The organism is Alkalibacterium iburiense (assembly GCF_039521845.1).
Classification (GTDB): Bacteria; Bacillota; Bacilli; order Lactobacillales; family Carnobacteriaceae_A; genus Alkalibacterium; species Alkalibacterium iburiense.
Genome location: NZ_BAAACW010000103.1, coordinates 40,502 through 50,772, shown reverse-complemented (window position 1 = coordinate 50,772; position 10,271 = coordinate 40,502). Strand labels below are relative to the sequence as shown.

Annotated in this window: 15 protein-coding genes; 3 read left to right on the top strand and 12 right to left on the bottom strand. The window is 35.4% G+C overall.

From position 1 onward, the window contains the following. Nucleotides 1-97: 97 nt before the first annotated feature. Nucleotides 98-292, top strand: coding sequence for a hypothetical protein (locus ABDZ53_RS08585; protein ID WP_343755554.1), 195 nt, complete (start codon nucleotides 98-100; stop codon nucleotides 290-292). An 86-nt stretch (nucleotides 293-378) separates the two neighbouring features. Here ABDZ53_RS08585 and ABDZ53_RS08580 read toward each other — a convergent pair whose 3' ends face one another. The 7 genes from ABDZ53_RS08580 to ABDZ53_RS08550 form a co-directional block, all read right to left on the bottom strand. Further along, nucleotides 379-753, bottom strand: coding sequence for an NUDIX hydrolase (locus tag ABDZ53_RS08580; RefSeq protein ID WP_343755553.1), 375 nt, complete (start codon nucleotides 751-753; stop codon nucleotides 379-381). Nucleotides 754-1,062: 309 nt separating this feature from the next. Continuing rightward, nucleotides 1,063-1,596: a helix-turn-helix domain-containing protein gene (locus ABDZ53_RS08575; RefSeq protein WP_343755551.1), complete on the bottom strand. Its 534-nt coding sequence runs from the start codon at nucleotides 1,594-1,596 to the stop codon at nucleotides 1,063-1,065. 399 nt (nucleotides 1,597-1,995) lie between these two features. Next, nucleotides 1,996-2,361, bottom strand: coding sequence for a hypothetical protein (locus ABDZ53_RS08570; protein ID WP_343755549.1), 366 nt, complete (start codon nucleotides 2,359-2,361; stop codon nucleotides 1,996-1,998). 39 nt (nucleotides 2,362-2,400) lie between these two features. After that, a complete protein-coding gene (locus ABDZ53_RS08565) occupies nucleotides 2,401-2,685 on the bottom strand; it encodes a hypothetical protein (RefSeq protein WP_343755548.1) in 285 nt (94 codons plus the stop codon). 148 nt (nucleotides 2,686-2,833) lie between these two features. Continuing rightward, nucleotides 2,834-3,586 (bottom strand): hypothetical protein, encoded by a 753-nt coding sequence (locus ABDZ53_RS08560; protein WP_343755547.1) that lies wholly within the window; start codon nucleotides 3,584-3,586, stop codon nucleotides 2,834-2,836. A gap of 26 nt (nucleotides 3,587-3,612) precedes the next feature. Beyond that, nucleotides 3,613-5,076 carry a restriction endonuclease subunit S gene (locus ABDZ53_RS08555; RefSeq protein ID WP_343755545.1) on the bottom strand — a complete coding sequence of 488 codons (1,464 nt, stop codon included), beginning with the start codon at nucleotides 5,074-5,076 and terminating at the stop codon, nucleotides 3,613-3,615. After that, complete coding sequence (locus tag ABDZ53_RS08550; RefSeq protein WP_343755543.1) at nucleotides 5,077-5,346, bottom strand: hypothetical protein; 270 nt, start codon at nucleotides 5,344-5,346, stop codon at nucleotides 5,077-5,079. Between the two features lie 126 nt (nucleotides 5,347-5,472). Between ABDZ53_RS08550 and ABDZ53_RS08545 the strand changes: the two genes are divergently transcribed. Further along, nucleotides 5,473-5,733, top strand: a complete 261-nt coding sequence (locus ABDZ53_RS08545) for a transposase (protein ID WP_343755541.1) — start codon at nucleotides 5,473-5,475, stop codon at nucleotides 5,731-5,733. Continuing rightward, nucleotides 5,730-6,617 carry an IS3 family transposase gene (locus ABDZ53_RS08540; RefSeq protein WP_343755559.1) on the top strand — a complete coding sequence of 296 codons (888 nt, stop codon included), beginning with the start codon at nucleotides 5,730-5,732 and terminating at the stop codon, nucleotides 6,615-6,617. Before ABDZ53_RS08545 ends, ABDZ53_RS08540 begins: the two co-directional genes overlap by 4 nt. A gap of 145 nt (nucleotides 6,618-6,762) precedes the next feature. Here ABDZ53_RS08540 and ABDZ53_RS08535 read toward each other — a convergent pair whose 3' ends face one another. The 5 genes from ABDZ53_RS08535 to ABDZ53_RS08515 all read right to left on the bottom strand — a co-directional run bounded on the left by ABDZ53_RS08535 (nucleotide 6,763) and on the right by ABDZ53_RS08515 (nucleotide 9,869). Next, nucleotides 6,763-6,894 carry a hypothetical protein gene (locus ABDZ53_RS08535; protein WP_343755539.1) on the bottom strand — a complete coding sequence of 44 codons (132 nt, stop codon included), beginning with the start codon at nucleotides 6,892-6,894 and terminating at the stop codon, nucleotides 6,763-6,765. An 80-nt stretch (nucleotides 6,895-6,974) separates the two neighbouring features. After that, nucleotides 6,975-7,850, bottom strand: a complete 876-nt coding sequence (locus tag ABDZ53_RS08530) for a DUF6671 family protein (protein ID WP_343755537.1) — start codon at nucleotides 7,848-7,850, stop codon at nucleotides 6,975-6,977. A gap of 45 nt (nucleotides 7,851-7,895) precedes the next feature. Further along, complete coding sequence (locus ABDZ53_RS08525) at nucleotides 7,896-8,201, bottom strand: P-II family nitrogen regulator (protein ID WP_343755535.1); 306 nt, start codon at nucleotides 8,199-8,201, stop codon at nucleotides 7,896-7,898. A gap of 12 nt (nucleotides 8,202-8,213) precedes the next feature. Beyond that, a complete protein-coding gene (locus ABDZ53_RS08520; protein ID WP_343755533.1) occupies nucleotides 8,214-9,209 on the bottom strand; it encodes a sodium-dependent bicarbonate transport family permease in 996 nt (331 codons plus the stop codon). Nucleotides 9,210-9,506: 297 nt separating this feature from the next. Beyond that, a complete protein-coding gene (locus ABDZ53_RS08515) occupies nucleotides 9,507-9,869 on the bottom strand; it encodes a Na-translocating system protein MpsC family protein (protein WP_343755557.1) in 363 nt (120 codons plus the stop codon). Nucleotides 9,870-10,271 lie beyond the last annotated feature (402 nt).

Here is a 10,271-nt window from a genome sequence, read left to right as displayed (position 1 = left end):
CAAGTGTTTTTTTGTTTTTTCTTGATATAACAACCATTGTAAGCAATTATTAAAAGAAAGTATTGACACTAACATTTAATCATTAGGAGGGGTTAGAATGAAGTTGAAAAAACATGTGGCATATTTATTTACATTTGTAGTGATCTGGTTGCTCGTTGTCATCATAATCTTAAATCTATCTGAGGAAACATCTTTAATCTTATTTGTTATTCTATGTAATGTTTTTTCATGGGTATTCATGTCCTACCTTGATGAAATTAAAGAAACTCGAAAAAAATCATTTAAGAAATAGTTAAATGTGTGCTTTTCAACTAAAATGTAACCTCTTCATAACCATTTCTATCGTCTTGTATATCATTACTTTTTTAAAGACTTATTCTATTTGATTTTTTTCTGTATTATACTTTGATGAGTAAACACGCCACGAATACAAGTGGATAATTCAGCTGGGAAGTTTACTTCCTCAGAATTTTGTATGTATTTTAAGCCTTTAATCTTATCAGGCTCATTTATGAAAGCTTTTCCGCTAACAGATTCAGCAAAGTAGAAGTATCCTTTCCATTCTATACTATTAAATATAAAATGCCCCTGATAGATACCAGATAGGTTTTCAATTTTTAGTCCAATTTCTTCCATCGTTTCACGTTTTGCACAGGCTTCGGGTGTTTCTCCTTCTTCTAACTTTCCACCTGGAAAATTCCAGCTCTTTTCTCTGTCTTGTATTACTAGAACAGCCCCTGCTTCATCTTTCACTATAACTCGAGTGAATATGTTCATCTCTAACCCATCTCCATCTACGTTTTGTATTTGTTAATTTGGAAATATTACTATTTAATTTAAATAAAAAGAGACTCTAGAAATGATATCCGCTCAATTTCTAGAGTTATTTTATTTATAGTCTATCGAAGAGAACGACGGTCTCAATATGACTCGGTTCTTTAAGGAATAACCTGTTCAAGTCCACTGCGGAAGTAGTTTTTCCCTAGAATGGGTATGTCGAGCCGACTAATGTGTTGAGTTGTTCTATTGCTCGCGCAAATAAATAGGACTTTCCCAGAGTTCCTATTCACATATCAAACTGGAGTTATATCTTTTTTTATATGTCATAATTATTCCTACAACAGAAGACAGAAAGGCAATAGGTGCAACCCTGACAAAAACAAATTCAAATCCATGCAGGATTGTTCCAGCAACGGCTAATTCGGGATTATTGTAATTCCAACCTAAATAAGATCCATTTATAACTGCAAGAGCAACGAAAACCATTACAATCAGTACACATACTAAGATGAGTACCCAGCGAGTAGTTTTAACTTTTGTCATACTTCTCTTTGCAAGCTGTAGGTTAATAACCTCCAGTTTTTCAGAAATTGTTTTTAAGTCATCTGTAGCTGGAGCCGTTACTGGTTCTCCAAGTAATTCACTTACAAAAGTATCCAATTCTTCCGCTAATGAAATAAGCATACTCGAATCCGGAACGGATAAACCGTTCTCCCATTTTGATACAGTCTGCCTTACCACATTCAATTTAATTGATAGCTCTTCCTGAGATAGTCCTTTCGACTTTCTCAGTTTTTTTATGTTTTCACCCAGCATAATCTTATACCTCCTTGTTTTTGATGGCTCTATTTTATAGTCAAAAGAGGTGTTGCCACAAGCAACGCATAGTAACATTCGCATGTTTAAAGGGTATTTACACTAAAAACAAAATTTCATCTCTGTGGATTAAGATATATAATCGGATTTTGAGCAGATTGATTTAATTTTATTCCTGCAATCGATATTCTAATGTAGGATGCTTCATTTTCATCATACAGAAACCCTCGATCACATCTTTCATCCACGAAAAATAATTTACTAGTACTATACTTTAGTCAACAGAACTACGGTCTCAATATGTGTGGAGATGATAGTACGTACAAGACAATTATATTGAAGCAGTACTTGCCATACTACATATTCTTCTACAGATATTATCAAATATTTCTTACAAATTTATTCACTGTCATCTCCAGGTGTATTTTCCTCTTTCTCTATTAGCTCTATAAGCTTCCTTTTCAATGACTTTGATACAGGATATTTAGCGATTTTAGCTAGAATGGTTTCTTTGGTTTCTCCACGTTTGTACAATTCTTTCACTACTGCAGAAAAGATGTGGTTAAATCCAAATTCAGCAATAGCATCTGACATAAAAGCAAGTACTCCTAAGCTAATTAAGCCTCCAATCATTCCACCCGGTCCTAGAGTAGCCAGAGATGCAGTGAAAGCAGCTGCTCCTGTTAGTCCGGTTGCTCCCATTGCCGTAAGTAATAATAAACCTGGCACTCCAAAACCAACTATCTTTGAAACTACTTTTTCCATCTCTTCATCTCCTGATAATTTTCTAAGTTGATACATTCTTTATAATGCATCTTCTAATTCTGATTCAGTATATCCAAAAGTATAATCCTCGTCCTTACCATTTGATGCCCATATTTCAGCAGCATCGTAGACACTTAATGTCTCTTCGTCTTCTACAGCATCTTCGTAATCATCTAATCCATACCGACAGTTAGTACAATACATTTCACTGTATACATATCTCTTAATCAACGGTGTTCCACAATTGGGACAAGGTGATGTTTCACCAGTGTATACATCTTTATCTTCTGAGTCCTTACTCTTGAAAATATCAAATATTCCCATTTGTCTTCCTCCTTTTATCTATACGTATTTCAACTTTATTATTGCTATTGTATGAACTAGAAACGTTACTTACTGTCTTAAAAGTCTTTTCAAAGTTTTTTATAGTAGTATTTATAATGCTAGGGGTCTACTATCTTAATGTATTTACCTAGCCTTCATCTAATGTTTTAATCATTGAGGCAATTGAACTAACTGAAATCAAACATAAAGTTGCTTTCTTTTTAGATGCTCCTCTGTCATGAGTTAGCTGATTCCCGAGGTCTACAGAAGCTCTTGCATACTTTCGAGCTTTCTCTGAACTATCTCTTAATTCATATCTTAGAAAAGCTTCCAACATACGTTTTGCATCTGTTGTACTTGTCTCTACACCATCTAAAGTAGTGTGTTTTTCAGGATCAAAAACTTGTTGAGCAATTGTTATTAGCGTCTCTCGTCCTATCATTCCTATGGCTTGAAATTGCTCCTCTGTAGAAGCGAATTCTAGTCTACTTCTCATCTCATCTATAGATCGATCAACCCTTTCCCAGCCAGTGGGTTGATACTCTTCCGTATAGTTACCGCGAACTGCAAATTTACTAAACCGCCTGTAAAGATTTGATTTTAATTTTGCTACTTCTTCATTATCTTTAAACATCGTCAACTCACAGAGTTCTTTAATTATTACAAATTGCTGTTTACCATCGAACTCTGCTAAGTTTTTATATAGTGCTGTTCGTTTATTCGGTACTACACTTCCAAATTTTCCAAAGTCTGAGCTTATTATAGGGATTCTTACATCAAAATCAACTGCATATGTGTTGCAATATTTCACTATTTGAGATCCACTCAATCCATGACTTGTATCTCCCAGAATATCAGCAGCATGGGCTATAAACGAGTTATCAATTTCATCAGTCTCCATTACAACCTCCTCAGCATTTACTTATACTACTTAACTAATCGTTGGGTATAGAACAATAGTTCTTCAATCTTTGCTACGATTCGTTTTTGTTCTGCGCTCGGGGGGAGAGGTACTACGTAACTCTTAAGCACATCTGTTGGAACCCTTTTTTGTCCTGCAGTACCTGTCATATTTTTTTCACATGTAGAAACAAAAATTGGGCTTTTAATAAACCACATAAAAAACTCTCTACAAATGTTACTGTACGATCTTAGTACATGAAGTTCTGTTGTCCCTGCACCGATTCCATTTTCAAGATTCATCATTAGAGCTGACTTTAAATTTTGAAAACATGGAGTAATCTTAGCCATTACAATATCTCCATCTTGAAAATGTGTATAGCCTTTCTTAATATCCCCCCACGGTCTAACTTCATATGCAAAATTACTTAGATATCCATCATCAATCAAAGCCATCGGTATAAACGATACTCCTAACTCATCACTAACATTATTTCTTGGATTAATTTTAAAAATATCAGTAAACCTAACCCACTTCCAACTATCGGGAATATCATATGGGATCTCATCGTCAGTAATTTCCGGAAGTTTCTTGGTTTTCTTAATCTTACCCTCCTTAATCATCTTTTTCTTCTCTTCTTGAATCTGATTGAAGAGGTCCTCAGCTGTTCCATCTTCTTCTCGTTGTTCAACGAGCTTACCTTGTACAGCATATTGCAAGATAGACTTCTGCATATCTTCCGGGAACTTTTTATTTAGCTCCTCCACTTCAGAATAGGCTGCATCGTATTTGTCTACATACGGTAGTAGTTCTTCAATCTTTACTACGATACGCTTTTGTTCTTCTAAGGGAGGAAGAGGCATAATTGAATTGACTATTTTTGTTTTAGAAATGTTAGGCTGAGCACCACCAGCTCCCATTTTAATATATACGCTCCGCTGACTCCTCAAAAAATAAAACAGAAATTTATTGTCAACAATACTATAAGGTATGCACGCACAACATGCTTGATTAGTAGTCGCTTCTATATTTAATATTCCAAGCTTACCAATCGTTGCTCCATACATTGCCATCAGTACTGAACCCATAGGATTAAGTCTGACTGCAGTTTTATTAACAGCTTCCTCAGTAATAAATTCTGGTACTTCAGTTATGTACCCGTCATTCAAATCTCCTGTTTTTAACCATGGTATCTTCCCACCATAGTATTCAGGATTTGATCTCAGAGGTGTGGCTCCTGCACTCCATGATCCAACAGCTCCTACTCGTACCCATTCCCAGTTCTCTGGAATATCAAATGGAATCTCATCATCTTTAATTTCAGAAAGAGCCTTGGACTTTTTAATCTTTCCTTCCTTAACAAGCTGTTTTTTCTCAACCTGAATCTTCTTTAATAACTCTTTCGCAGTACCTTCTTCTTCACGTTGTTCTACAAGTTTTCCCTTTATGGCAAGTTGGAGGATACTATCTTTCAGATCTTTTGCATTCATTTAATCACCTCCAAGCATAGAAGTAATCTGTTCTAAAACATTGTCAATTTCTGCATTAAGAGCTTCTCTTCTTTCCTGATACTCATGAATTAAATCCATAGGATCCAAAATCACTTCTTCTTCCTGAGCCAATCCACAAAGTTCGATATTATAATTTCTTTCTATTATTTCGTCTATAGTATACTTCTTTGCTTTTGGAAATCCGTTCACTTCGATCTCTTCTCGGTTCTCCCACCAGTTAAGTGCATCATCAAAATGCTTCAGTTTCATAGGTTTTGTCTTGGAGAAGTTCTTGTACCCTTCTGGCATATCCACACGATAAAACCAGGTGATGTTAGTATGAAATCCTGGACACGTTTTGATAGAATATAAACTATCGAAAAGGAGTGTCTATCGATGTCAAACCGAAGAACCTATGATGTCGACTATAAGAAAACGCTAGTCAGTTTGTACGAAAATGGTCATTCAGTAAAGAATTTACGTGAGGAACATGGCATAGCAGAACAAACCATTTATCGGTGGATCAAAAAATATTCCACAGATGAAAAAACCGGGTATTCTGAAGCAGATATCGAAAATATTAAAGTAGAGAATGCCCGTCTTAAGACAGACAATGATATCCTAAAAAAGGTCTTAGCCATGTTCACTCAAAAATAGACCGCGATGACTTTATTTTCGAACTCAACGCAATCAAAGACGACATCAATTTAAAGCGAACACTGGAATTGTTTGATATTCCACGCTCAAGTTTTTATGAACGTGTTAATCGCGAGGAATCGCATAGAGAGCGTGAAAATCGGCGTATCCTCAAAAAAATTGAACGCATATGGGAATCAAGTGGGCGTGTGTATGGTGCCCCGAAAATTCATGCAATCTTGGTTACTCAAGAAAACGAAGACTGCAGTCTCAAACGTGTTCAAAAACTGATGCATAAACAGGGCATTCGGTCCATTACACAAAAGAAATGGCGGCCACACAGGTCCGCTGATCCTGTGCCAGACGATTGGGTAAACTTATTAAATCAAGATTTTTCTACCACTGGATTGAACCAAATATGGGTAACGGATATTACCTACATTTGGACAGGGAAAGATGAATGGAGTTACCTCTCCACGATCCTTGATTTATATTCACGGAAAGCCATTTGGTCATTTAGCCGACAGATGACTGTAGATCTGGTCTTAGATACTTTAACCAAGGCAACCCAACGATACGGTGCGGCCGAAGGCCTTATTCTCCATTCTGATCTTGGTTCACAGTACACAAGCGAAGCGTATGAATCTGCGCTGGAAAAACAAGGGATTCGTCATAGTTTCAGTCGGAAAGGGAGTCCTCACGATAATGCCGTAATCGAATCCTTTCATTCTATCGTAAAAAAGGAAGAAGTTTATCAAAAGAATTATCCTGATTTCGATACGGCTTATAGAGAATTATTTCAATACATTGAAGCCTTCTACAATCGGAAGAGAATCCACTCGGCACTTGGGAACCGAACGCCCCTAGCCATTGAGCAAGGATACTTAGATCAAGCAGTTATTTAAGTTAGACGGAATCATAGCACGGTTAAATAGAAAAACTTTAGCTTTCCTCATGGTTTCGGTAAATGTTCTAAAAAGCGTCAGCGGTTAGAACGTTTACCGAAACCTTGAGGCCTCAAAACGGTCCATGTTTCATTAATAAATTCTCTTAAATCGTGTCCAAGATATTGACGTAATACCAGTTGTCCTCCGGCGTTGTTTCCTCCTGATTACAAGCGGACAAAGCTACTGTTGATGCCATAAGTAATGTTAAAGTAGCTAAGTATGAATTCTTTGACATGCTATCACCCTTTTCCTTTTTTTATAAGATATCATTCTCACAGTCTTTACTGCTCCGGTAAAAGTCCTAAAGAACGTTTATTACGGGTTACAGTAACTGCAGTGCCCAGGGTCTGCTTGTTCTTTTCCTAGCGGATATAACCTCTCTTCATTATAATTACATTTGCTGCACTCATAATGAAGCGAGAGCGTTAATTCTGTCGGTCTTTTACACCATCCACAAGGTAACCCTTTTTTGGAATCCGTCACACTGTACCCTGGCCAGCTGCACTGTGGACATAAGCTAAGAACATTCTTGACTAAATCTTTTGTTGCCGTTTCGATAATCTTCATCCGTTTTGGATTATATAAAGCTCTCACATCTGTTTCAATGAATATGGTTTGATCCGTTGATTTGAGTAATGCCTCATGGACTGATTCTTCTAAGTGCCGGTGTGTAGTTATTCCTTTGAAGATATCTTCTGGATCTTTAGTCCCCTCACTGACTTTAACCACCATTCCTGTTTCAGGAAATCCTGCGGATAAAGCAAATGCGTGTGCTTCTGAATGATTTCTGACCACTTTATGCTTAAAAGCTGTTTCTGTAGTCGCTGCTACCCCGCTGATTTCAATGTCATTTTCCTTATCGATCAATAAAACGATTTCTCGGTTATACGGGAGAAATGGAATCATCGGATGAGGACCAAACGATCCTTCACTTGAAATAGATAGCGTCTGACCAAACTGATTCATTGCTCCTTCAGCCTTGAGTCTAGCTGCTTCCATCTGATTTCCTGTTCGCTTTGTTTCTCCAGTAAATGTCCCAAACTGATCCGTATTAAATCCTTCAGGAACAACAATTTCAATTCCTAATTCATTTTCTAGTATCGGTGATATTACTTCTTCTTTTTTATGCATCGTTGCTAATATCGCTACACGATTTTTGAAAAGAGAGTGAATAATTTTCCTTTTATCCATTAGCTAAACTCCTTCTATATAGATATACTGGGTGTTTTTGTATAATTACTTAACTACTCGAATTTTTTCTAAATATACTATTCCGGCATACCTTGAAGACAAATATTTATTGTATATCTTTTCAGCCACTTCCACAGCTTGTTCTTCATCCTCAATTATTATTTCTATTCTTATATTTTCACCAAACCTGCTAAGCCCTCCAGATATTGACCTCATACCTCTTTGACCTTGTCCTGAGACATCGTGATAAATAGTGTAAGCTTTAATTTCTAAAGACTCTATATATTTTATTATTTTAGAAATTATTATTCTTTCAGTTATTATTATTAGTTTTTCTACCTGTTTTAACACGTTGAACCACCCCTATTTAATAAATTGAGAAATCATAATTGCTAAATGATAATAAAGTGGAATTCCAAGTATAATATTAAATGGAAAAATAATCCCTAAAGCTATGGCTAGAGCTAAAGATGGATTAGCATCAGGGAAAGTTTCTCTCATCACTGCAGGTGCAGTTATATAGGACGCACCACTGGCTAAGGCTGCCAATATTGTTGCTCCTCCAGGACTCAAGCCAATAAAAGTAGCTAAAATTATGGCGATAGTAGCGTGGATTGGTGGTAGGATAATCGCTAATAAAAATGTAATTGGTCTGACATTTTTCAATTCATATAATCTTGAACCGGTAAGTAGCCCTATATCAAGCATAAAAACTGTAAATACTCCCTTGAAAATATTATCATAAAATGGCATAAGACTTTTTGTACCTTCAACACCTGAGATAAGCCCAATTAGAAAACCACCAAAGATCATTAATGTCGATTTAGCTGTTAAAGAAATACGTAATATGTCTTTTATGGCGTATTCACTTTTATCTGTTTCTGTAGATTTCTTCTTTAAGCCCGTATAGCCCAGAATAATAGCAGTAATTAATGCTGCGGTATCCATGAAAGGGTATAAAGCAGGTACAAACTCCTCAAAATTAGCTCCTGTTTGTTGCAGAAAAACTAAAGTTGATGTAAGGGTTACACTACTACATGCCCCATAATGCCCTGCTATCGATCCGGCATTAGACGAATCAAATCCAATCTTAGACACTATAACATATACTAGAGTAGTAATTACAATACCAATAATGACCGCGGCTAAAGCATATATTATTAATCCCTGAACGCCAGTTTTACTAACTGATACGCCCCCCTTTAGTCCGATAGATATTAAAATATATAACGTTATAACTGAACCAATCGAATCCGGTATTTCCAAATCTGATTTAACAGAGACCGCAATGACCCCTAGTATAAAAAATAATATCGCTGGAGATAACATATTGTTAAAAGCAATTTCTAAAGAACTCATTTTGTCACCCTACTTTGTAATGTATTTTATAAAGCTTTTTTTTCTTATTCTTTCAACACTTTAATTACTTCACCTCTTACACAACAAGCAAGTCTACGGATTTCATTTGCCACTCAACTTATATTAGATTGTATAATCTTGGAAAAAATAAAAAAACCGACCATTTTAACAGGGGAAGTTATCACACTTATAGTTAGTGTCGATACTTCCTTGCATTAAAAATAGTCGGTTTAACTTCAACTGTTCATTTAGTTTACTCATAAATGAACTTTCTCAGTTCTCCCAGATATATATTTATCAAAGCATTATTTTTTTCTCTAAATCAGAAGTTAATTTAAATATCATAACTCTTTCACCATTTCTAGTACTAATATCTGTATGGAAAGATATAACTTCTTCACCAGTTTGTTCTGTAATAATTTCACCTAGTTTATCTCTACCTGCCTCAACTAAGTTAGCGCGGATTTTTTTTATTGACAATAAACCTTCTAGTGTTTCCGAGAGTTTATATTCTGCAGGTGTTAAGATACCCTTTAAGACAACAATCACCATGTCTCTGAGAATGTCAGTCTTAACTGTTACAGACCCTCTACCCAAAAAATCCTTTTCCCATTGAGTTAATGCTCTACTTATTTCGGTTTCTAACTGACCTTTTTTTATGGTTTTCCCCTCCTAATAAAGAAATTCCATATATTTAATTACCACACGTAGTATACTGTTTAATTTCAATGAAATTTATAAAGCCATTCGGTATTTTCATATAGACAATCAAATATTATCATAATGCTAATACATTTAACATTTATAGTGATATTGAAACCATCAAGCTTAAATATTAAAATAAATTATATATCAAACTTATTCTATTGTCAATTTGTTTTTTAACTACTAAATACATGTACTAAAAACTAAAAAAAGTACGCACCTTTTTAACATAAACACAAAGCTTGAATCCTAATATTTACAATAGGTTTCAAGCTTTTTATGCTTTGCAAGTGTCAAAGACAGGATTAGCACATAATTCTTCTATGGTAAAAATATTTGTACGCCAAATAAAGTTAT

Coding starts and splice junctions, on each gene's coding strand:
- ABDZ53_RS08570 (WP_343755549.1), bottom strand. CDS start 2,361: ATGGAAAAAGTAGTTTCAAAGATAGTTGGTTTTGGAGTGCCAGGTTTA.
- ABDZ53_RS08555 (WP_343755545.1), bottom strand. CDS start 5,076: ATGAATGCAAAAGATCTGAAAGATAGTATCCTCCAACTTGCCATAAAG.
- ABDZ53_RS08530 (WP_343755537.1), bottom strand. CDS start 7,850: ATGGATAAAAGGAAAATTATTCACTCTCTTTTCAAAAATCGTGTAGCG.
- ABDZ53_RS08585 (WP_343755554.1), top strand. CDS start 98: ATGAAGTTGAAAAAACATGTGGCATATTTATTTACATTTGTAGTGATC.
- ABDZ53_RS08550 (WP_343755543.1), bottom strand. CDS start 5,346: ATGAAACTGAAGCATTTTGATGATGCACTTAACTGGTGGGAGAACCGA.
- ABDZ53_RS08565 (WP_343755548.1), bottom strand. CDS start 2,685: ATGGGAATATTTGATATTTTCAAGAGTAAGGACTCAGAAGATAAAGAT.
- ABDZ53_RS08520 (WP_343755533.1), bottom strand. CDS start 9,209: ATGAGTTCTTTAGAAATTGCTTTTAACAATATGTTATCTCCAGCGATA.
- ABDZ53_RS08575 (WP_343755551.1), bottom strand. CDS start 1,596: ATGCTGGGTGAAAACATAAAAAAACTGAGAAAGTCGAAAGGACTATCT.
- ABDZ53_RS08535 (WP_343755539.1), bottom strand. CDS start 6,894: ATGTCAAAGAATTCATACTTAGCTACTTTAACATTACTTATGGCATCA.
- ABDZ53_RS08545 (WP_343755541.1), top strand. CDS start 5,473: ATGTCAAACCGAAGAACCTATGATGTCGACTATAAGAAAACGCTAGTC.
- ABDZ53_RS08560 (WP_343755547.1), bottom strand. CDS start 3,586: ATGGAGACTGATGAAATTGATAACTCGTTTATAGCCCATGCTGCTGAT.